We start from the raw sequence: 20,049 nt of genomic DNA on the forward strand, positions 1-20,049 counted from the left end.
TTAGCTGATCGCGTTGAACAGGTGGTCCATGGTCAGCGATGGTTGTGAACAGCCGCTTTCGCCGACGATCCGTGCTGGTACGCCTGCGACGGTTTTCATCGGCGGCACGGCTTCGAGGACAACCGAGCCTGCCGCAATCCGGCTGCAATGGCCGATGGTGATGTTGCCAAGCACTTTGGCACCTGCCCCGATCAGCACACCGTCCGCGATTTTGGGGTGACGGTCGTCGTCTTCTTTGCCAGTTCCGCCAAGTGTGACCGAATGCAGCATTGAGACATTATCGCCTACGACTGCCGTTTCGCCCACAACGATGGAATGTGCGTGGTCGATCATGATGCCTTTGCCGATCCGAGCCGCAGGGTGGATATCGACACCAAAGAGTTCAGAGACCCGCATTTGTACGAAGTACGACAGGTCTTTGCGGCCCGTCATCCAGAGCCAGTGACCGAGGCGGTAAGCTTGCACGGCTTGGTAGCCTTTGAAGAACAGCAGCGGTTGCATCAGGCGGTGGCATGCCGGATCGCGGTCAAAAATCGCTACGAGGTCGGCACGTGCCGCCGAGGTGATGAACGCATCGGTTGCATAAGCTTCGTCGAGGATTTCGCGTAGGATTTGTTCGGACATTTCGCGCGAGGCGAGCTTCATCGAGATACGGTACGCCAATGCCCGCTCGAAGCTGGCGTGATGCAAGATACCCGCATGGATCAAGCCGCCCATCAACGGCTCGGAGAGCACGGCGGCTTCGGCTTCTTCGCGGATGCGGTGCCAAACGGGATCGACCTGCGAGAGGGCAGCTGTTTGAGGGGCCATGGGGTCACGTCCTTGCGCTTGTGTCTGGTCGTTCTAATCTAAGTAGTCCCAAGCGGACAAGAAAAAACCCCGTGAGGTGCATTTCAGTCAATGTTTCGCCGCGGCGCGGGTCAAAAGCCCTGTGATAACAACCAACATGCTTTGCAGATAAGCGGTTGTGTGGGGCGTTGTGTCGTCAATCGGGTGATGCTGCGCCAAGGCGCTGGTCAGGGTGCCTGTGCCGTAATCGGGATGCGCACGGCGCAGGCGTTTGCGGTAGCGGTCGGCTGTGTCCGCGTTCGCGAGGGCCGATTGCAGCGTGGCTGGTCGCGTGATTTCAGGTTCATTTTTTAGCGCACAGGCCGCGTAATGCAGGTCAGAGAGATGAATGGGACGCATGTCACGCCCCGATTTCGATGGTTTGCGCAGGCCCTGCCCCGTAGCGGTCCGACACCTGTGCGACGCTGACTTTTGTACCGACGCTGAGTGGTCCGGTCCATGTGGGGTCACTGACGATGACTGTGTTGGTCAGTACCCCGCCGACGTGGAACGTGAGTAGATAGGTTTCACGCTCTTCGCCCAGTGGCACGTCAAGCCCAGACCAATCGTCGCCGTCGATCCGCGTCTGTCTGATCCATGTGATCTGCTGTTCGGCGCCCAGCGCTTGTGCCCGAAGATGTGCGACCGGATAAGGCCGCAAGCCGTTGCCTGCGAAGCTCGCGACGTCATAGCGGTAGGATGCGTCCCCCAACGGCTCAGAGGCCGGTCCGTAGCGGAAATGACGGTCGGTGCCGCGTGTGGTGGACGCCACGTTGATTTGCCTGATTGCCCCGTTCAGAACCACCACCGCTGATCCTGCGGGCCAGACGTCAGGGATCATAGCACTGGTGCCGGCCTGTCCCCGCAAGAAACCGGACAGCTGGTATTCTTGGGCGCTGACAGGAATGGCTTTGGTGAACTGCAGCACTTCCCAGTTGCTGGCACTCCCGTCCCCTATCGCAATGGCACCCGCACCGGATAGCACGCTTGCGATCTCGGCAGAGCTAAGCGTTCCGTGGATCAGTTTGACCGTCACCCCGTCTTGGCGGTCCCACGTCCCAACCGGTCCGCGCTGCAGCGGCGTCACCAACTGCCCCATGGTCCCCTCGCGCTGGATGATCTGGTCGAGCGTATAATCGCTGTCGGTCCCGCTGGTATAGAGCGCCACCTGCCCCGGCCAAGGCCGCCCGCTCGCTACCACATGCGGTGCGTGGGGGTTTTCGTCCCCCGTGATCAACGGCAGGTCGAGGAATTGCAGTTGCACAGGCACTGGTCCCACGTAGGGTTTCAGCTTGGGGGCAATGTCGGGAATATTCTGCGGCAGGTAGACTTCTGGGTCCACGCGAGTGGCTTCGACCAAGCGCAAGCCTGCGTCTTCGACACGGTCAATGCGGAACGTGCCTTGGTCACCGTTCACATGCAGCTCAATCACATCGCCTGCGCCCAGCGCCTGTTGTGAAGGTGGCAATGCAAAGCTGATGCCGTCTTGGCCCACACGGGTCTCAGCAAGCCAGCGGCCCACGGCGCCTTGTGCCTCTGCCCGTGTGAGCGCGAGCGGGACTGATGTGCGCGAAATGCCTAGTGTCGATTGTTCGGGGTCCGAAATTTCTGTGACGGCCCCTTCAAAGTCGGCCTCTGCGTCGATGAATTCAAACTGCACACGGGCTGCGATTTCCCCCAATGGTGCGCGGATTTGGCTGATCGCCGTCGGCCGGTCTGGGTCAAAGGCGAGCGTGTCTGGTGTTAACGTCTGTACTGGCTGGCCTGTGCGGTTGGTGAAGACCAATGTGCCGTCGCGCTCTGCCGCTTCAAAGCCGTAGGTGGTCATCAGCGGTTGCAGGGCCGCTCGTGCTGATCCGGCGTCTGCGATATGGTAGCCGCGTACTAGCCCGTAGAGCCGTGTCACATCGTATGCCGTCACCCCAGAGCGTTCGCATATGTCCGCCACAACAGACGCCAGCGTGCGGCTGGAACTACGCCCGTTCAGCCAATGCCCCCGCGTGTAGTTATCCCCGTCAGACCACAATTCCTGATTACCGGGGAAATACGGGTATGGCCGCGCATCCCATGCCCAGACATGGGCGCGGTACATATCCACCATAGATCCGTCATATAGCGCCGATACAGGGTTGTTCGTGACATCCGCGTAATGCCCATAGATCGCCCGCAGATATTGCATCTGCATAAAGTCATCACGCCGCCCGTTGGAATAATGCGGCAGTTGCGATTCAGATGATTTGGGGTCGAGGAATTTGTTAGGTTGGTTGGTGCCTTTGTCTATCGCCGCGCAGCCCAGTTCGGTGAACCAGATCGGTTTGCTTTGTGGCTGCCAAGGGGTTGGGATCGCGGACCTTATGCCGTCTATCCGGTTGTAGTGCGCGTTGCCCCACCAGTTAGGCAGGTCTTTGTAGCGATAAATCCAAGGCTCGTCCGCGAAGCCGTCTGTGATCTCAGAGCGGCGCTGTGCATCGCGAGCCGTATCGCTCTTGTAATACCAGTCGTAGCCTTCGCCTGCCGTCACATTGTTTGACAGGTAATCAAGGTTATAGATCGACCCCGCATCTGCGTCCGCATGATCTACGCCGTCGCGCCAATCGGACAGCGGCATATAATTGTCGATCCCGATGAAATCGATATTTGGGTCCGCCCAGAGCAGATCAAGGTGAAAGATTTTGTCGCCTGTCCCCGTAGGCTGATACCCATGGTATTCGGACCAATCCGACGCATAGCTGATCTTGGTATCCGGCCCTAGGATCGCGCGGACTTCACCTGCCAGTTGGATCAGCGCGTCTACAGCGGGAAACGTGCCACCTGCCCCACGGATTTGCGTCAGACTGCGCATCTCAGAGCCAATACAAAACGCAGTCACACCGCCCGCCGCTTTGCACAGATATGCGTAATGCAGGATGAAGCGGCGGTAGCGCCATTCTTTGGGGCCTGTGTAGGTGACTGTCTCGCCCTCGATGGCAAAGTCATCGGGCTGCGCTGTCCCCATGAACGCCGCGACCTCAGCGGTGGCTGTAGCCGTCTGGTCCGGTGTGCCGTCCATCTGTGGGGCCAGTGACGTTGTGATCCGCCCGCGCCACGGCAAGGGCGGTTGCCCAGCACCCCCTGTCCAAGGGTTGATCAGTGTATTGCCGTCTTGTTGCTCCATCAGGATGAACGGATAGAACACAGGGTCTTGCAAGCGGGCCTTTAGCCCCTTGATGGCTTCAACCACGGAGGCATCACAGGGCGTGCCGCCATACACGGGCCGATCACCCGACAGCGGCACCACACCAGCCGCAGCACGCGCTTGGCCAGACACCACCCACGGCATCACGTCGCCGTCTACCGTGGTCTGTTCCACCTTAGGGGCTACTTCACAGTCCCCACAGCGTAGGTCATTGCCAAACCATGACACGACCAGCAACGCGGAATGGCAATTGGGCAGTTCCTCGCGCAACGCCTCTGACGCCACATAGAAATCCGTACCGCCCAGTGGAGAATTCACATTGATCGCGATTTGCTCGCCAAACGCGGGTGACAAGCGCACGGGTTGCGTCGCCAGCGCATATTCACCCGTACCGGGGATCAGTGCGACGCCACGCACTTGGCGGGCAATGTCGGCCACGGCGGCAGGTGCGCCTTCCTCGGACGGGCGCATCACCTCGAATGTGAACTGCGGCACGCGGTTGCCAAATTGCGCAAGCGGCAAGTCCTCGAACACCACGTAGGCTATACCGCGGTAGGCAGGCGCGTTGTCGGCCCCTTCAACCGCGACGATTTTGGGATCAGGCGATTGGAACGCGGAGCCATCATAAACGGTCATATTCAGCTTGGCGTGGCTCATCACCACACCATCCGCCCAGACACGGCCCACACGGGTGATCGTGCCTTCGCACAAGGCCACAGCCAGACTGACCGTATAGCTGTATTCCGTCACCTTTGGCTGCGCACCGGCACCTTTGCCGCCGCCAGTGGTCTCGCTGCTCTCTTGGAACTGCGTGGCCCAGATCACCTGTCCTGGCACACGCATCCGGCCATATACCTGACCAACCGTGTTACCTTCACCAGCGCCAGTAATCCGGAACCGATCCACACGACCTGTTTCCACCGCCGCACTGCCCGACCCCAGTATCCGCTGGTCGATCATACGTCCTACAGTGGCCCCCGCCGCCTGCCCAATGGCCGCAGCCGACACCCCAAGCACGGCACCACCGACACTGGCCCCAAGCGACATACCAACTGCAGACAAGACAAGCGTAGCCATAGGGATTATCCTTCTAAAAATTCAAAGCGGGCAACGATGCGCCGTTGCCAAGGGGCGGACAACGGGCTCTCAGTGACCCCGTGTCCGGCATAAGCGTGGATAAAGGTCGGGGCATCGCCCACCTCTGCCAACACGCCCAAGTGTTTCGCAACCCAACCGTCACGCATCCGGAACAAAATCACCTGTCCGGCGCGCATCGGCTGGTCGCTGACGTCGTCAAAGTGGTCACGGGCGCTTTGCCACAGACGTTCATCGCGTTGCGGCTCTCCCCAATCGGCAGAATATGCGGGCACGTCCTGCGGGTCTTCCCCGTAGCGACTGCGCCACAACCCACGGATCATGCCCAGACAATCGGTGGCAACACCTTTGACGGCGGCTTGGTGCACATAAGGCGTACCGATCCAACTGCGGGCCTCTGCGACGATATCGTTCACAGCAGGCTCCCTCCGTTGTTCACATCACCAGAGCGCGGCACAGCCATCAGCCAGTCATCACCCGGAATATGCGGGAAGCCCTGAAAATTGGCGAGGTTACTGAATTTCTCGCGACAGGTTTCGGCCCGTTTGTCACAGCCAGCCACAAGCCGCAGCTGATCGCCCACACTGATCGCAATGCCCAGCGGCTGCCACAACAGTACCTCGCGACGGGTGCCAACTAAGCGGTCCTCTTTGATCGTGGCAGACAGCCCCTTTGCGGCTCCCGTCATGACCTGCAAGAACCCGTTCTTGAACCACTCCGCATGAAACGGCACCAGCGTCGCCAGATCAAAGCTCTGCCCGTCCGTGGCACGGTCCACGTCCACCTCGGCCACATAAGCGGCTTCGGTCTGCGTGTTGATCGCACAGCGGCTATCGCCCAGCACAGCAGAACATGTCTTGAGGTAAGACCGCCCCTGCGGTTGGTTCAGCGCCTCTGCTAACCCGCGCAGATCAACTTGGAACTGGCCGCCATTGCGGGTGATTTCACCCATCGTGCCACGGAAATTGACCTGCCGTGCAGTCACATCATCCCAACGGACCTGCCACACCGTCACTTCGGCCTGATCGTACCGACCTGCGGCGATATCAGTCTCGGTGATGGTCGCAGCGGTCAGCACGCCGACAGCTTCGGTATTATCCACCGACAGGCCCGTAGTGCTACTGAGCGCACGCGCCGTCATGCCGCTGTCAGCGACGAAATCCACACCGTCAAAGCGCAGCGTCCGGTCGTGATCGGTAAAGCCAAGCACAACGCCGTCGCGCCGCTTGATTGCCCAGCATTGGCACACATGGGTCAGGCCCGTGGCGAGGTGTTCAAGCAAAAGCTGCCTACTCATACCCGCACCTCGACCACAGGGACATTCGGCACGTCGCCTGCTTGGAAATTCGCCACAGATGTCTGGATGCGATCCGAGGCAAAGCGGACAGGCACGTCAAATTCATATCCCGCACGGATTTCCGCGCCAATCGGCGGGGCTTCCGCGAAATTCACAATACCACGCTGCGTATCCACGGTGTAATCAATGCAGTCCTGTAATTCATCGCCCCCCACAGCCACGCGCACCGATCCCATCACGGGTTTCGTCACGGGGCGGTTGTAGTTGGCGTCACCGGACGGATAAGCCTTGATCAACTGCCACGCGGTTGTGACCTCATCACCCTGCCCGATCAACTGGTCATGGGCGGTGGGATTGGCCGAGGACTTGCAGGATTTGTAGTCAGCCCAGTCTTTCCACCGGAACCCGATCAACTGGCCCTGCCGCGCTTCAAAGAACGCCACCAAAAGCGCCACATCATCCAAAGACCGCAGACCCAACCCCGCATCATAATGCCTACGCGAATGGGCCCACGGCGTGTTGCGTTCTTCAAACCCGTTGGCAAGGGTAACAATCTCTGTGCGTCGCTCTGGGCCACCAATGGCCCCAAATGATAACGACGCGGGAAAGCGGATCTCGTGAAATGACATCTGTGCTGCTCCTATTGATTCCGGCGACCTTGGCCAATTGCGCGCGCCACACGCGCGGCAATCTGACCTTGCGAGCGTTCAAAGCCGGTCACATCCGGCGTGGAAATATTCATATTGATGTTCACGCCGCCACCACCTTGGGTGCGCACGCCCAGCCGTCCGTCTGACCCACGCGCGAGCGGCATGATCGCCTCTGGTCCCGCTTCGCCCATCAGTCCGGTGCCGCCGCGCATCGGGAACGTCGTGGCCCCGCTGACCACACCGCCCAGCGCAAAGGGCATCACGCGACCTTGCGAAAACGGCGCACCATCCTTGAACGGCATCACCCCCGCGACCAGTCCACTGATCCCGTCGGCAATCGCCGTGCCCATGCCATTGGCCACAGGCTTGATCGCCGCCGCGTAAGCTGTGTCGATCATGTTCGACGCCACCATGCCCAGCGCATCACTTAGCTTCAGCCCGTCGAATGCCAAACCGTCGAAGGCATTGCGCAAGCCATTGGACAAGCCACGATCCAGGTTCGTGGCCTCTTTGAACGTATCGGCAAAGGCCGCACGCATTTCGCGGATTTCCCCCGTCAGGCGGGCCGCATCATCTGCCGCCGCACCAAACTGGTCTTCGTCAAATTCATCCATCTGTCGATGTCCTTTTTTCATCGGGGTACGCTTGGGACAACGCATCTAACGCGCTGCGCCCCATCGGCGCTGATCCCGCATCAATCCCCAGCATCAGCCGGAACTCTGCGGGGGTCAGTTGCCAGAACTGGTCGGGACGCAGGCTCAAACCGCGCACCCCAGCCTTGAGCAACGCAGGCCAGTCAAACTTCATGCCGCAGTCCCAAAAGCACGCGCCAGCAGTTGCGCCGCGATCCTTGCGGCATCTACAGGCCCGTCGCCAATGTCGGCTGTCAGCAACTCCGCCGACGTCCCGGACCATCCGCCTCCGCGCAGACCCGCCACGATCAACGCCATCACATCGCGACTCGCAAAAGCACCGCTCTCGAACCGTTGGACCAAAGCCACCAAAGTGTCCTCGCCCAAGCGGTCCTCAAGCTCTGCCAAGGCCCCAAGGGTCAGCTTGCAGACATGCGGGATGCCGTTCACCGTGATGGTCACTTCACCAGCCCAAGGGTTCGCCATCAGCTCGTCGCCGTGAAGGTAATCGCACCCGCGGATGCCATGGCCAACTCATAGGTCGCCTCGCCGTTATAAGCGCCGGAATATTCCACGGACGTGATCTGGAAAGCGCCTTGCACGGTACCAAAATCAGGGATGATCACCTGAAAATCAGGCGTTTCCCCGTCAAAGAAGATCTGCCGCGCGCGTTCATCGCTATCCGCGTCCTTGAACACACCAGAGCCGGAAATCGCGCAGGTTTTCACCCCAGCACCGCCCAGCAATTCGCGCCAGCCGCCTGTACTTTCCAATGACGTCACATCCACGCTTTCCGCGTTAAAGCTGATCCGCGTGGCACGTAGCCCCGCCACAGTCTCAAACGATCCATCGCCAGTCATGTCGATTTTGACCAATAGGTCTTTACCATTCTGGGCCACCATCGGGTGTCCTCCTTTATATCAGTTAGGGTGTTACGGGTGCGCCGTCGCAAATGCGGGCGCGGAACGTCAGATCAATTTGGCGGGCAGTGCCAGTGCGGGCACGCTGGGCGCGGGCCTTTGAAAAGTGCAGAAACACCAGCACGCCACGGGACAGGGTCAAATCCGCATTGTGCAGCACGTCACTGACCACCGCCGCGACCTGCTTGGCACGCGCGAAACCCGATTGCTCGGACACTACGCGGATCACCAATTCATGCAGCGCACCGTTGCCCGTGCCATCGGACTGGTCGCGGACTTGTTCAGCGCCCAGCGACACATAAACCTCCGCACGCGGACCTGCTGGCACAGTGTCATACACCGCATCGCCCACCAGCGCAGTCAACGCAGGATCGGTCTGAAGCGCCTCGTATATCGCGGACTGCAACGCGCCGCTGACGGCATAGGTCATACCACGGCCTCCTCAATCGCAAAGCAGGTCAGGTACAGCGCACCGCGATCATAGGCCGTCACCGCATCAATACGAAAAGCCCGCTCGCCTTCGACAAATCGTTGTCCCGCCTTGGGCCGCGACGGCGCACCAACAGCCGCTGCACGCACAATCACCCGCAGTGTATTTTTCGACAGGGTGGCAACCAGATCACCGCTTTGGCGACCGGTGCCGGTTTTCACATCGGCAAATAACGTGCCCAGCGGCTCCCAAGTGGTGACATAGCCACCCGCATCATCCGCCACCCGCACAGGGTTTTCCAAAGTCATCTGACGTGTCAAACGTGGTAAACTCATGTCCGACCTCCCATAAACAAACGCACGTTGCGGTGCGGCGCGATCAGGCTGGCGACACCCATTGGCATGTCACTGCCTGCACCGGCGTGACGGAATTCGTAAAAATGCGCGGCCAGCAGGAACGTCGCTTGGGCCAAATCTGTCGGCAGGTCCGTCCATTCCGCGCCGTAACCCGCCAGCATCCCGATCCGCACAGACCCATGCTGCGGGATGGTCGCCAGCGTGCCGCCCAAGCCCAGCAAACGCGGACGGTGTGCATCCACTTCCAGCTTCCAACCCAACGCAGGCGCGGCAGTCTCGACACCCAGACGGTCAATCAACGTCACCTCTGTAATCGCAGCCACGGGCGCAATCGGCAGCGGTTGGCGGTACGCATCGCGCCAACAGGTCAACGTCCACGTAAAGTCGCGTGAAATCAAAATCTTGCCAGTCCGCGCCTCAATCGCTGCAATCGCTGCCCGCAAATGGGTCTCTAGCAAACCGTCCTGCAAATCATCATCGGCAAAGCCCGATCCCATCCGCATATGGTCTTTAAATTGCGCGACCGGAAGGGCCGCTGCGGGCACTGGGGTCTGTTCGACTAACATCATGGAATACTCCGACTTATCCTGCGGTTACGGCCTTTTGAGAACCCGAATGCACACCCGCAACGCCGCTCGGACGGAAGGGAGCAGCTAGACGACGCTGCAAGCCAGATGTGCATTCGGGGGGTGGGACGGATCACAACAACCCGCCCCGTTTCACGACAACAGCGTTAGCTGGCCGCGAACTTCAGCAGTTTGATGGCGGCGAAATCCGACACGGCCCCGCCGACGCGTTTGGTGGCGTAGAACAGCACATGCGGCTTGGCAGAGAACGGATCGCGCAGCACACGCAGATCAGGGCGTTCAGCGACAGTGTAGCCTGCCGCAAAGTCACCAAAGGCAATCGCAAAGGCGTCGTCGTCAATGTCCGGCATGTCTTCGGCGATCAGCACAGGATAACCCATCAGACGCGCAGGCTCTCCGGCGGCCAGACCATCAGACCACAAGAAACGACCATCGTTGTCTTTCAACTTGCGCACGGTGCCAGCCGTCTTGGAATTCATCACGAACGTGCCATTCGCGCGGTACTGGGCACCCACGGCATAAACGAGGTCCACAATCGGATCAGCGTCATTGATACCACCTACAGCACCCGTCGGCACATACCCGATATTGCCCCAAGCCCACACGTCATTGTGCACAGTCGGGTAGGTCAGCAGACCCTTCGGCTTGTCCACACCGTCACCCGCGATAAAGGCATTCGCCTCTGACCGCGCGAACTTGTCGGCAATGCGGCCCGCCAGCCAGCCTTCGATGTCAAACGCCGTGTCGTCCAGCAAACGCTGCGACGCCTTTGGCAAAGCTGACAGCTCGTGCAGCGGGATCGTGATGCGGTCAATCTGCGGCGTCGCGGTCTCGGTCAAGCCACCGGTTTCCGTGGCCCAACCAGCGCCCATATCCGTGTGATCGACCAGCACATCAAACGACGTGGCATCCACAGTCACAACCTGCGCAATCGCACGGATCGACGCGGTGGCGCTCAACGTGCCCTTGATTGTGTCAGCCGTCTGCGGATCGACCAAATAGCCACCATCAGCAGCCACAGACGTGTTCAGCGCCTTGCCCTCCATATCCAAGCCACGCAAGCCATCATCATCGCCAGAGCGCAGATAGGCGGCAAACGCCTTTTGATGTGGCGCATCCATTTCAGCGGATACAGCCAAGGACGGGCGTGCAGCCATCAGGGTCTTTCGATCTAGCTTGTTCATGCGGTCTTCCTGTTTTTGAAGTTTGGCGCTTACGCCGTTGGAGAAATCTTTGAAGTCAGCCACAAAGCCGCCCAAGGCAGCCCGTAACTCTTGGGCCGGAGACATGTCGTCTGACATGCCTTTCCCGGCCCGGGACGCGGTCCCGGTTGTGGTCATGTTCCACTCCTTAAAAGTTGATCAGCGGCTCGCCCTAGATGTGGGCAATCGTCAGGCGGGCGTCCGTCAGGACAGCCGCCAATTCACGCAGGTCCGGCGCGTCGGGGTCTTCGCCCTTGGCCCCCACCCGCGCATCGGGAAGCATGGGAAACGTCACCAGCGACACTTCCCACAGTTCAAGCTGGGACAAATGGCGTTTGCCAGCTTTGTCTTTTGTGGATTTCACAGTGCGGTAGCCAATCGACAAACCATCAATCGCTCCCGCCTCTAAAAGGGCCGCAGCCTCACGGGCGCGGGCCACATCAGGCAGCAAACGGCCCTTCACCCACAGACCCTTTGCATCCTCACGTACCTCGTCCCAAACGCCAATCGGCTGGCTGGGGTCGTGCTGCCAAAGCATCTTGATCGACCACCCCTTGGCCTTGGACGCGCCTAGCGACTGGCGATACGCGCCCACATCCACCACATCACCACCCTGATCGGTCAGACCAAACAGCGACGCATAGCCCGAAATCTCGGTGCCGTTTTTGACCATCACATCCGTGCCAAGCTGGCAATATTTGTGTTCCAAATTCATATTCTATCCTCTCAGAAGCCACGTAATGCTTGCAAAATTTCCAGAACCAGCAGCCCAAACGCGCCGCAGGCAATCAACAGGATTTGCCATTCCAACCGTGCCACCATGAACTCGATCCGGCCCAGCCGCACATCCAACTGGGCAAACCAGAAATCGGATACGGGCGGCGGCGCTACAGTTTTGGCCCGCCCCTCAAGATCAAAAACCTTACCCGTCATCACTGACCTCCAGCGCAGGCAATCCCAGCAAGTTGCGCTTTTCAGCGGCACTGAGGAACGATGCATCCGCCACGCGCCGCCACTGCGCATCGCGCTCTGCAGACAGCGCAGGGATTTGGTCCAGATCAGGGCGCACATCCAATCGCTCGCCCGTGAAATCCGACAGCCAATCAGCAATCGCGCTGGTGACACGGGTGGCCAGCGGCAACACCGTCAGGCGGTAAAACGCACGGTTCGCTTCCTGATAATTCGCGTAGGTCGCGTCCCCTGGAATGCCAAGCAACATCGGCGGCACACCGTAAGCAATCGCAATCTCACGCGCGGCGGCTTCCTTAGTCTTCTGGAACTCCATATCCGAGGGCGAGAACCCCATTGGTTTCCAATCCAAGCCCCCTTCCAGCAACATCGGACGCCCTGCGTTCTTGGCCCCTTGATGCTGGCTTTCCATCTCGTCCACGAGCCGCGTGTATTGGTCATGGGTCAGTTGCGACTGCCCCTCACCGCCGTTGTAGATAATCGCACCCGATGGCCGTGCGGCATTGTCCAACAGCGCCTTCGACCAGCGCGACGCGGCATTATGCACATCCACGGCATTGGCCGCCGCCTGCATCGCAGAGAACCCGTAGTGGTCGTCTTGCGGGTGGAAACTCTTGATATGACAAACGGTGCTCAGACCCTCTGTCACCGGAAACCGCACCTTACGACCACCCAGATTATACTCGTAGGCAACTGGCCAGCCATTCTTACCGGGGATCAAGCTCATCCGGTCAGAGCGCAGCACATGCATCTCTGCAGGCAATCCGTCGTCAGCCACTGCTTCAAGATAGCCGTTCCCCGTTAGCAAAACCTGCGCAAACAGCGCCTCGAACAATTCCGCACGGCCCTGCGCCATATTTGGACGGGCCAGCAATTCCTGCACCGGATGCACATCATAACGGCGCAAGCGGTCTTGGACGACCAACGGCAACGCGGCAGCGGCTTCCGAGATAATCTTAACAGCGCGAAACCCGATCGGGTTGGCGTTGAACCCGTTGCGCGTCAGTGACACCGTATCACGCGGCGACCACGCCACGCGGCCCGACGATTGCATCGCAACCACAGGTCCGGTGGCTGACGCCTTTGCAGCGGGAACGACCTGTGCCGCGCCCTCTTTGCTGCCCGCAGACCGGTTGAGAAATTCAAACATGCAAGTCTCCTTCAAGTGGCGGCGAAAGACCTTTGTCTGTCGCTGCGATGAAACACTTATCCCTGATAGGTCTTGACGAGTCTGAAACGCCCCGTGCGCAGGGCGATGCAACGCCCTGCGCATTCTTTTAGTAAAGCGTACGCATCCGCGGCGACCGCCACGCATAAGCCGGATCAAGGATCAAATCCTTCAGCGCCCACACCAGTGCATCCACACGGTCAGGCGACCCCGATCCGGTGAAACCATTGCTGGTCATCAGACACATCTGATCCTCTAATTCACCCAATCCGCGCAGGTGTTTCACACGCCCCTGCTCGTATAATGCGGCCACAGGTTCGGCCCGCACCGCCTTGCCCTTGGACGCACGCACCGCCTTATAGGGGACCATCGGATCAATCTGGCGCACGACGCTCTCGACCATATCGCCCCCCTGATTAACTTCCGCGACCATCCGGTCAGCACCAAAACGGTCCATCGCCGCAATCGCCACCTTTGCCCATTCCGTCGGCGAATCCGTGTGGGCGGTCAGATCGGCCAAGACATAAGCCCGCCACGTATGCGGCGGACCGCTGGTCACAGCCCCCGCCACGACAATCCCGCAAGCATCGGATTTTCCGTGATGCGACACAGGTGGATCAACGGCCACGACAATCCGGTCCAACTGCGGCACCTCGCGGACCTCGGCCGCAGCAAGCGCATCACTTGACCATAACGCCCCCTCAGCATCGCCCAGCATAACGCCCTCCAACTCCTGACGGCCCAAGCGGGTGCCACCATACCGCGCCGTGACTTCTTCCATAAAGCCAGCCGCAAGGTTCATCGCATTCGCCGATGTTGGCGCATGGGTCGTCACGGTACTGTCGCGGGCCAGCAATGCCTTAAGCACAGGCGCATTGCGCGGCGTTGTCGTGACACAAGCCTGCGGATTATCCCCCAGCCGCAACGCAAATTGCAGCATATCCCACGCATCCTCGCCGGACTTCCACTTAGCGACTTCATCTGCCCACAAAGCATCAAACTGCGGACCGCGCAGCGCGTCAGGATCATGAGCAGAAAACACATGCGCCGTAGCGCCGTTCGGCCACTCCAGCATCTTGCGACCCGCAATCCACTTGGGGCGGCGATCCGGCGGGGATACCGCCAGAATACCGCTTTCGCCGTAGATCATCACCTCGCGGGTCTGATCCACGGTCTCACCGACAATCGCAATACGGCGCGCGCGCCCTTTTGCATTTGGGGTCGGCCCCTCTGCAAGAGAGCGGACCCATTCCGCGCCCGCACGGGTCTTACCCGCACCGCGACCGCCCATAATCACCCACGTCCGCCAATCACCCGCAGGCGGGCGCTGATGTGGCAAGGCCCAGAAATCAAACAAATACGGCAGGGCCTCAATCTGTGCGGTCGTGAGACCGTTCAAAAACTGCGCCTGCTGTAAATGCGGCCCTGAGGCGATCCAACTCGCGCCCGATGTCATCCCGTGCGGCGTCGTAGTCGATGCCATCTGCGATTTCGTCTGTATCGAATTTGTCATGGAATGCCTCTTCTGCGCGCAACACCATCATGTGCGCACCCTGCAGTTCATTGATTTTGTTCATCATTTGCTTGTTGGTCGCGTCAGCGGCGGGGCCTGCGTCATGCAGCCACTTTGCCAACAATGTGCGCATCTCGACAAATAGGGTCGAAATCTGGGAAATGCGCAGCCGCGCTGCGTCTTCACGGCTAAGGCCGTCGTCGTTTTCTATCATGCTGCTGATACCTGTCGGAAACTTCCGTACAGTCGAGAAACCAACCCACACACAGCGTCCGAACTGCGAAAGGTAACTTTGGAGCTGATTTTCTAGCGTACCTTCAATTTACGCGAACAGCAGCAAACACGTCAACGTCCCAGCACGACGCAGCGAACGCGGGCATTACCAAGCGATTACCGTGCGGGGGATGTGGTTGATGGCCGTGCCATGGAACGGGAAAAGCTGACCTTGGAATGGGCCGCAGCTAATGGCTGTTCCCAATCCATTGTGCCAAATGCTGCGTTTTTGCACCAACGTCCGCAAAGAATTAGGTGAGACAAATACGTTCAAAATCTGCTAGATTTTTTAACAAGATTTTTGCCAGAATAGATAGTGGCAGTAGTATCTTGTCCAGTGCCTGAAGCATCATGGGATGCCAAACTTCCATTTTAGGTTGTGCGAATCAACTAAATTTTATAATATAGAAATATTCAATCTATAAAATAAATGAGATTTGGTGCGCCGCTGCAAAGCGGCTAAGCAATAGGTTTCAATTTGTATTTAATCAAAAAACATAAAGATGAGATTGCCTCAATCGCTTCAATTGTTTCGATACTCTCTGCAATTGTACTGATTTTCTCTGTCATCGTTAGCGCTTGGCAATTCTACCTGACCCGGCAAGCAGTTCAGGCCCAAGTGATAGGCACGTCGCTCGCCCATGGTAGAAACCTTTACGATTCTCTCGCGGCAAACCCCAATTTAGCTCAGAGGCTGTTCAGTCTAGAGCCTTCCAAGCTAGAAGACACTGTTTTTGTTCAAAAGACGCTGAGTTTTTTCTCAGAACAGTACATTTATCGGCGCGGAAATTTGATTGATGATGAAACGTGGAAACTCGTAGAACAAGACATGTGCCAAGTATTTAATTCCACCGGCTTTCGGGAAATTGCCGCTCCCTTACTTGGCCGTGGCGATTTCCCCAGCGATTTTACCGATATTTTAATGGAGTGCAGCGATGCGTAAAAGACTGATTGGCGTGCTTCTCAGCACTATTCTTTATGCTTTGCCTGCGAATGCTTGGTTTTTCCAACCCTCGCCTGGAACAGTTTCGCAAGAGACGCTGTCGCGCTTTCAAGAGGCTGCGGTTAATACCCTAGAAGGTTTGACTTTAATTCACGATATGCTGCGCCAAATCGAGCAAGGCGAGACGAGCGTAAATTCCGTTGAAGCGGCCTCTGTGGCAATAGAGAAACTTGTTTTAGCGGCGAGCCAATTTCGAGATCTCCAGACGGAGGATCTTCAAGCGCTCATCGTATCAATTGAAGCCGTCGAACAAATCGACGAAGGTGCTATTCAACTAGTTAGGAACGCTAAGATCGAAAATGCGGCCGATCTCAGCCGCTATTCTGCCGATCAGAGCTTGGTAATCGCGAACTTGGTTGCAAGCCTTCTAGAAAGCGACTTTGGCCCCGTTTCTGCTGCAAATTCTGAAAGCCGAGCAACAGTAAACCGCCTTGTTTCAAGTATCTCTAATATGATGATCGTAGTTAACTCTGTATCTGGAGCGTTGGCGCTGGCTTCCCAGCAATAAGAACTGATGGCGTCAGAGAAATGAACGAAAGAGAAGCACGGTTATGGACAAGGCTAAACCGTTTTCCTCAACTGCGATAATGGTCTTTTGTTGAACCGCTTGCCGAAGCGGAGTTTGGTGCAACTCCCGCGAATGCAAACTTCGTCCCGCATTTCCGACCTTCCCCCACAGCACACTAAAGCATCATTGCGCACCAGCGCCCCTCAATAAAAAAACCGCCGCGCCCCAATCAAGGTGCGCGGCGGTTCATGTATTTCTACGAACGAAACCTGAATAAATTCAGATCATCCAACTAGTTCGCCGCACGTTCCGCTTCGATTTCACGCCAGCGCGCTACGTTGCGGTTGTGCTCGTCCAGCGTCGTTGCAAATGCGTGTCCGCCCGTGCCGTCCGCCACAAAGAAAATGTAGTCCGTGTCGTCGGGGTTCAGCGCCGCTTCAATCGCCGCGCGGCCTGGGTTGGCGATTGGCGTGGGTGGCAGTGCGGGGATCACGTAGGTGTTCCACGGTGTTTCGCGGCGCAGCTCGCTTTGACGCAAACCACGGCCCAACACGCCCTCGCCCTCGGTGATCCCGTAGATCACAGTCGGGTCGGTTTGCAGCCGCATTCCTAGGTTCAAACGGTTCACAAACACGCTCGCCACTTGGCGACGCTCGTCAGCCACAGCCGTTTCTTTTTCAACGATACTCGCAAGGATCATCGCTTCTTCCGGGCTGGCCAAGGGCAGACCTTCGGCGCGATTTTCCCAAGCATTCGCGAGAATACGGGACTGGCTCGCGGACATACGGTCAATGATCGAGGCCACAGAATCGCCCGGATCAAATTCATAGCTGTCTGGTGCCAGCGATCCCTCAGTAGGCAAATCGCCATAATCCTCGCCCAACAGGTCGAGATTGTTCAACGCATCGACGACCTGCCAGCTGGTCACACCTTCGGCAATCGCAGCGCGGTAACGTGTGTCGGCCTGTTCTTTGACCTCGACATAGGCCACAGGCGCGTCTTCTTCAGACGGGTTAAACAGCGCGATCTCAACAAAGTGGTTCGTCGCCGGATCAAGCTCGCGGACCAGAACCGTCGTGCTATTCACACCCACGCGGTACACCACTTCGGTGCCGCATGTGCTTTGGCCGCTTGTGGTGATCTGGTCAATGATCTGTTCCATCGACGCGCCAGCCTCAACCAAGAACGATCCAGCCTTTAGCTGGCCAGCTTTCTCGGAATAATCCGCACCAATCCGAAAGATCGTCGGCGATGTCACAGCGTTTTGTTTGTCCAGCGTGTTGCTGACGATCCGCATGTTGGACCCGCTTTCGACGCGCAGGCAGATCGCTTGGGTCAGTGGACCCGTCGCAGAATACTGCCCCGATCCCCAGACAACCGCGCCACCAATCAAGAACAACAAAACGATGAACAACGTCAGCGCGTTAGACGCAATGTGTCGCCACATCTATTTGACCTTCCCGAAGATCACGCTGGCGTTCGTGCCACCAAAGCCAAAGCTGTTGGACAGCGCGATCTCAATCTTACGTTCACGTTTCGCGTTTGGTGCCAAATCAACTGGTGTTTCAACCGCAGGGTTATCCAAGTTGATCGTCGGCGGGGCCACTTGATCGCGGATCGCAAGGATCGAAAAGATCGCTTCAATCGCGCCAGCAGCGCCTAACAAGTGGCCAGTCGCAGACTTGGTGGACGACATCGTCACATTTGATGCGTGATCGCCCAGCAGCCGCTCTACAGCGCCCAATTCAATCGTGTCGGCCATCGTCGATGTGCCGTGCGCATTGATGTAATCAATGTCCGCAGGGGCCAGATTGGCATCGTCCAAGGCCATGCGCATAGACCGCTCGCCACCTTCACCGCTCTCGGACGGCGCCGTGATGTGGTAGGCATCACCGGACAGGCCGTAACCCAACACTTCGGCGTAGATCTTGGCACCACGGGCAACCGCGTGCTCGTATTCTTCCAGAACAACAGCGCCAGCGCCCTCGCCCATCACAAAACCATCACGGTCCTTGTCATAAGGACGCGATGCTTTTGTCGGATCATCAGCGCGTTTCGTGGACAAAGCCTTGCAAGCGTTAAAGCCCGCAATCCCAACTTCACAGATCGCAGCCTCAGCGCCACCAGCAACCATCACATCGGCGTTGCCGTATTTGATCAAACGGGCCGCATCACCAATCGCGTGTGCGCCAGTGGAACACGCCGTCACAACCGAATGGTTCGGACCACGGAAGCCATATTTAATCGACACCTGACCAGAGATCAGATTGATCAACGCACCGGGAATAAAGAATGGCGACACGCGACGCGGTCCCTTTTCTTTAATCATCACAGCGGTTTCAGAAATCGACTTTAGACCACCGATACCAGATCCCAGCAAAACGCCCGTCCGGTTACGATCATTGTCATCCGCAGGCACCCAGCCCGAATCTTCAACCGCTTGTTGGGCCGCAGCCACACCAAACAGAATGAATTCATCGACCTTACGGGCATCTTTCGGCGCCATATAGGTATCCGCATTGAACGTCCCGTCTGTGCCATCGCCCAGCGGTACTTCGCACGCATACGTGGTCGCAAGCGCAGAGGCATCAAACCCCTTGATCGGACCCGCGCCCGATTGTCCGTCCAATAATCTTGACCAAGTGTTTTCAACACCATCGGCCAACGGGGTGACGAGCCCCAATCCAGTCACAACAACACGACGCATGAACTGCCCTCACCTCTTCGCGTGGTTTTTCAACGCCACTCTTACCCTACAGGCTACCGCAGTCGCAAGGGCAGCACTGGTTTTCACGCCGCGTTAACCGATCTGTGCCAATGAAAAAAGGGATAACGGTAGTGCAGTGAACATGAGCGTCGCAATCTCAGCGGCTTTCAGGCCCCTCTGTAAACGCGCAAAAGTGGATTTCAGCCCCGCAAACAGACTTAAATCCACGTAGATCAAGGGGATGTCGCCTACATGACACCACACGCGACCTTCGCGCGAATCTCAAAACGGGCGGTCAAAAAATACATAGGACCCCGGCCAATACGCGATTCTCTGGCCAGCGACCGCCCCCGCCAAACAACAAAAAAGCGGCCACCGCATTACACGGGGCCGCCTTTCCTGTCACAATGTGACGAATTTATTGTGCTGCAGAGATGAACTTTACAGCGTCGCCAAATGACTGAATTGTTTCAGCTGCATCGTCAGGAATTTCGATGCCGAACTCTTCTTCAAAAGCCATTACCAGCTCAACAGTGTCGAGGCTGTCTGCGCCCAGATCGTCGATGAAGGATGCACCTTCAACTACTTTGTCTTCTTCTACACCAAGATGCTCTACAACAATCTTGCGTACGCGGTCTGCGACGTCGCTCATGGACTAATCCTCACGGTCTGTTGGGTCGAAACCCGATTTGAAGCTGTCTTTGACGACAGCCTTTCTTTGATCTGCGTGGCCTAT

At 58.0% G+C, this 20,049-nt stretch carries 24 protein-coding genes; 2 read left to right on the forward strand and 22 right to left on the reverse strand.

Annotated elements, in window-relative coordinates:
- The 19 genes from cysE to FHS72_RS08370 form a co-directional block, all read right to left on the reverse strand.
- Positions 1-810, reverse strand: coding sequence for a serine O-acetyltransferase (gene cysE / locus FHS72_RS08280; protein ID WP_183527958.1), 810 nt, complete (start codon positions 808-810; stop codon positions 1-3).
- An 87-nt stretch (positions 811-897) separates the two neighbouring features.
- A complete protein-coding gene (locus FHS72_RS08285) occupies positions 898-1,188 on the reverse strand; it encodes a DUF7742 family protein (protein ID WP_183527960.1) in 291 nt (96 codons plus the stop codon).
- A gap of 1 nt (position 1,189) precedes the next feature.
- A complete protein-coding gene (locus FHS72_RS08290) occupies positions 1,190-5,080 on the reverse strand; it encodes a baseplate multidomain protein megatron (protein ID WP_183527962.1) in 3,891 nt (1,296 codons plus the stop codon).
- Between the two features lie 5 nt (positions 5,081-5,085).
- Positions 5,086-5,514 carry an NlpC/P60 family protein gene (locus FHS72_RS08295; protein ID WP_183527964.1) on the reverse strand — a complete coding sequence of 143 codons (429 nt, stop codon included), beginning with the start codon at positions 5,512-5,514 and terminating at the stop codon, positions 5,086-5,088.
- The gene (locus FHS72_RS08300; protein ID WP_183527967.1) at positions 5,511-6,395 is read right to left on the reverse strand and encodes a DUF2163 domain-containing protein; all 885 of its coding nucleotides are present in this window, start codon (positions 6,393-6,395) and stop codon (positions 5,511-5,513) included. Before FHS72_RS08300 ends, FHS72_RS08295 begins: the two co-directional genes overlap by 4 nt.
- Positions 6,392-7,024, reverse strand: coding sequence for a DUF2460 domain-containing protein (locus tag FHS72_RS08305; RefSeq protein WP_183527969.1), 633 nt, complete (start codon positions 7,022-7,024; stop codon positions 6,392-6,394). The genes FHS72_RS08300 and FHS72_RS08305 overlap by 4 nt, the downstream gene beginning before the upstream one ends.
- A gap of 11 nt (positions 7,025-7,035) precedes the next feature.
- On the reverse strand, positions 7,036-7,659 hold the full coding sequence (locus tag FHS72_RS08310; RefSeq protein ID WP_183527971.1) for a phage tail tape measure protein: 624 nt from the start codon (positions 7,657-7,659) through the stop codon (positions 7,036-7,038).
- Positions 7,652-7,852, reverse strand: a complete 201-nt coding sequence (locus FHS72_RS08315) for a rcc01693 family protein (RefSeq protein ID WP_183527973.1) — start codon at positions 7,850-7,852, stop codon at positions 7,652-7,654. Before FHS72_RS08315 ends, FHS72_RS08310 begins: the two co-directional genes overlap by 8 nt.
- Positions 7,849-8,163, reverse strand: coding sequence for a gene transfer agent family protein (locus tag FHS72_RS08320; protein WP_183527975.1), 315 nt, complete (start codon positions 8,161-8,163; stop codon positions 7,849-7,851). The genes FHS72_RS08315 and FHS72_RS08320 overlap by 4 nt, the downstream gene beginning before the upstream one ends.
- Positions 8,163-8,579 (reverse strand): phage major tail protein, TP901-1 family, encoded by a 417-nt coding sequence (locus FHS72_RS08325; protein ID WP_183527977.1) that lies wholly within the window; start codon positions 8,577-8,579, stop codon positions 8,163-8,165. Before FHS72_RS08325 ends, FHS72_RS08320 begins: the two co-directional genes overlap by 1 nt.
- Positions 8,580-8,601: 22 nt before the next feature.
- Positions 8,602-9,027, reverse strand: coding sequence for a DUF3168 domain-containing protein (locus FHS72_RS08330; RefSeq protein WP_183527979.1), 426 nt, complete (start codon positions 9,025-9,027; stop codon positions 8,602-8,604).
- Positions 9,024-9,362, reverse strand: a complete 339-nt coding sequence (locus tag FHS72_RS08335) for a head-tail adaptor protein (RefSeq protein ID WP_183527981.1) — start codon at positions 9,360-9,362, stop codon at positions 9,024-9,026. Before FHS72_RS08335 ends, FHS72_RS08330 begins: the two co-directional genes overlap by 4 nt.
- A complete protein-coding gene (locus FHS72_RS08340; protein WP_183527983.1) occupies positions 9,359-9,952 on the reverse strand; it encodes a head-tail connector protein in 594 nt (197 codons plus the stop codon). Before FHS72_RS08340 ends, FHS72_RS08335 begins: the two co-directional genes overlap by 4 nt.
- 164 nt (positions 9,953-10,116) lie before the next feature.
- The gene (locus FHS72_RS08345; protein ID WP_183527985.1) at positions 10,117-11,310 is read right to left on the reverse strand and encodes a phage major capsid protein; all 1,194 of its coding nucleotides are present in this window, start codon (positions 11,308-11,310) and stop codon (positions 10,117-10,119) included.
- A gap of 34 nt (positions 11,311-11,344) precedes the next feature.
- On the reverse strand, positions 11,345-11,887 hold the full coding sequence (locus tag FHS72_RS08350; protein ID WP_183527987.1) for an HK97 family phage prohead protease: 543 nt from the start codon (positions 11,885-11,887) through the stop codon (positions 11,345-11,347).
- 11 nt (positions 11,888-11,898) lie between these two features.
- Positions 11,899-12,105: a hypothetical protein gene (locus tag FHS72_RS08355; RefSeq protein ID WP_183527989.1), complete on the reverse strand. Its 207-nt coding sequence runs from the start codon at positions 12,103-12,105 to the stop codon at positions 11,899-11,901.
- Positions 12,095-13,291, reverse strand: a complete 1,197-nt coding sequence (locus tag FHS72_RS08360; protein WP_183527991.1) for a phage portal protein — start codon at positions 13,289-13,291, stop codon at positions 12,095-12,097. The genes FHS72_RS08355 and FHS72_RS08360 overlap by 11 nt, the downstream gene beginning before the upstream one ends.
- A gap of 127 nt (positions 13,292-13,418) precedes the next feature.
- A complete protein-coding gene (locus FHS72_RS08365; RefSeq protein WP_183528381.1) occupies positions 13,419-14,765 on the reverse strand; it encodes a DNA-packaging protein in 1,347 nt (448 codons plus the stop codon).
- A complete protein-coding gene (locus FHS72_RS08370) occupies positions 14,680-15,036 on the reverse strand; it encodes a hypothetical protein (protein WP_183527993.1) in 357 nt (118 codons plus the stop codon). The genes FHS72_RS08365 and FHS72_RS08370 overlap by 86 nt, the downstream gene beginning before the upstream one ends.
- A gap of 537 nt (positions 15,037-15,573) precedes the next feature.
- Here FHS72_RS08370 and FHS72_RS08375 point away from each other — a divergent pair.
- Positions 15,574-16,038: a hypothetical protein gene (locus tag FHS72_RS08375; protein WP_183527995.1), complete on the forward strand. Its 465-nt coding sequence runs from the start codon at positions 15,574-15,576 to the stop codon at positions 16,036-16,038.
- Complete coding sequence (locus FHS72_RS08380) at positions 16,031-16,606, forward strand: hypothetical protein (protein ID WP_183527997.1); 576 nt, start codon at positions 16,031-16,033, stop codon at positions 16,604-16,606. Before FHS72_RS08375 ends, FHS72_RS08380 begins: the two co-directional genes overlap by 8 nt.
- 292 nt (positions 16,607-16,898) lie before the next feature.
- On the opposite strand, the gene mltG is transcribed toward FHS72_RS08380, so the two are convergent.
- The 3 genes from mltG to FHS72_RS08395 form a co-directional block, all read right to left on the reverse strand.
- Complete coding sequence (gene mltG / locus FHS72_RS08385) at positions 16,899-18,053, reverse strand: endolytic transglycosylase MltG (protein ID WP_183527999.1); 1,155 nt, start codon at positions 18,051-18,053, stop codon at positions 16,899-16,901.
- Positions 18,054-19,313 (reverse strand): beta-ketoacyl-ACP synthase II, encoded by a 1,260-nt coding sequence (gene fabF, locus FHS72_RS08390; RefSeq protein ID WP_183528001.1) that lies wholly within the window; start codon positions 19,311-19,313, stop codon positions 18,054-18,056.
- A 418-nt stretch (positions 19,314-19,731) separates the two neighbouring features.
- Positions 19,732-19,965, reverse strand: coding sequence for an acyl carrier protein (locus tag FHS72_RS08395; protein ID WP_183528003.1), 234 nt, complete (start codon positions 19,963-19,965; stop codon positions 19,732-19,734).
- Between the last annotated feature and the right edge of the window lie 84 nt (positions 19,966-20,049).

This window comes from Yoonia ponticola, assembly GCF_014199395.1.
Lineage (GTDB): Bacteria > Pseudomonadota > Alphaproteobacteria > Rhodobacterales > Rhodobacteraceae > Yoonia > Yoonia ponticola.

Bases quoted from the DNA above. Each gene is read 5' to 3' on its own strand.
- cysE (WP_183527958.1), bottom strand. From the start codon at position 810: ATGGCCCCTCAAACAGCTGCCCTCTCGCAGGTCGATCCCGTTTGGCAC.
- FHS72_RS08285 (WP_183527960.1), bottom strand. From the start codon at position 1,188: ATGCGTCCCATTCATCTCTCTGACCTGCATTACGCGGCCTGTGCGCTA.
- FHS72_RS08290 (WP_183527962.1), bottom strand. From the start codon at position 5,080: ATGGCTACGCTTGTCTTGTCTGCAGTTGGTATGTCGCTTGGGGCCAGT.
- FHS72_RS08300 (WP_183527967.1), bottom strand. From the start codon at position 6,395: ATGAGTAGGCAGCTTTTGCTTGAACACCTCGCCACGGGCCTGACCCAT.
- FHS72_RS08305 (WP_183527969.1), bottom strand. From the start codon at position 7,024: ATGTCATTTCACGAGATCCGCTTTCCCGCGTCGTTATCATTTGGGGCC.
- FHS72_RS08310 (WP_183527971.1), bottom strand. From the start codon at position 7,659: ATGGATGAATTTGACGAAGACCAGTTTGGTGCGGCGGCAGATGATGCG.
- FHS72_RS08315 (WP_183527973.1), bottom strand. From the start codon at position 7,852: ATGAAGTTTGACTGGCCTGCGTTGCTCAAGGCTGGGGTGCGCGGTTTG.
- FHS72_RS08320 (WP_183527975.1), bottom strand. From the start codon at position 8,163: ATGGCGAACCCTTGGGCTGGTGAAGTGACCATCACGGTGAACGGCATC.
- FHS72_RS08325 (WP_183527977.1), bottom strand. From the start codon at position 8,579: ATGGTGGCCCAGAATGGTAAAGACCTATTGGTCAAAATCGACATGACT.
- FHS72_RS08330 (WP_183527979.1), bottom strand. From the start codon at position 9,027: ATGACCTATGCCGTCAGCGGCGCGTTGCAGTCCGCGATATACGAGGCG.
- FHS72_RS08335 (WP_183527981.1), bottom strand. From the start codon at position 9,362: ATGAGTTTACCACGTTTGACACGTCAGATGACTTTGGAAAACCCTGTG.
- FHS72_RS08340 (WP_183527983.1), bottom strand. From the start codon at position 9,952: ATGATGTTAGTCGAACAGACCCCAGTGCCCGCAGCGGCCCTTCCGGTC.
- FHS72_RS08345 (WP_183527985.1), bottom strand. From the start codon at position 11,310: ATGACCACAACCGGGACCGCGTCCCGGGCCGGGAAAGGCATGTCAGAC.
- FHS72_RS08350 (WP_183527987.1), bottom strand. From the start codon at position 11,887: ATGAATTTGGAACACAAATATTGCCAGCTTGGCACGGATGTGATGGTC.
- FHS72_RS08355 (WP_183527989.1), bottom strand. From the start codon at position 12,105: ATGACGGGTAAGGTTTTTGATCTTGAGGGGCGGGCCAAAACTGTAGCG.
- FHS72_RS08360 (WP_183527991.1), bottom strand. From the start codon at position 13,291: ATGTTTGAATTTCTCAACCGGTCTGCGGGCAGCAAAGAGGGCGCGGCA.
- FHS72_RS08365 (WP_183528381.1), bottom strand. From the start codon at position 14,765: ATGACATCGGGCGCGAGTTGGATCGCCTCAGGGCCGCATTTACAGCAG.
- FHS72_RS08370 (WP_183527993.1), bottom strand. From the start codon at position 15,036: ATGATAGAAAACGACGACGGCCTTAGCCGTGAAGACGCAGCGCGGCTG.
- FHS72_RS08380 (WP_183527997.1), top strand. From the start codon at position 16,031: ATGCGTAAAAGACTGATTGGCGTGCTTCTCAGCACTATTCTTTATGCT.
- mltG (WP_183527999.1), bottom strand. From the start codon at position 18,053: ATGTGGCGACACATTGCGTCTAACGCGCTGACGTTGTTCATCGTTTTG.
- fabF (WP_183528001.1), bottom strand. From the start codon at position 19,313: ATGCGTCGTGTTGTTGTGACTGGATTGGGGCTCGTCACCCCGTTGGCC.
- FHS72_RS08395 (WP_183528003.1), bottom strand. From the start codon at position 19,965: ATGAGCGACGTCGCAGACCGCGTACGCAAGATTGTTGTAGAGCATCTT.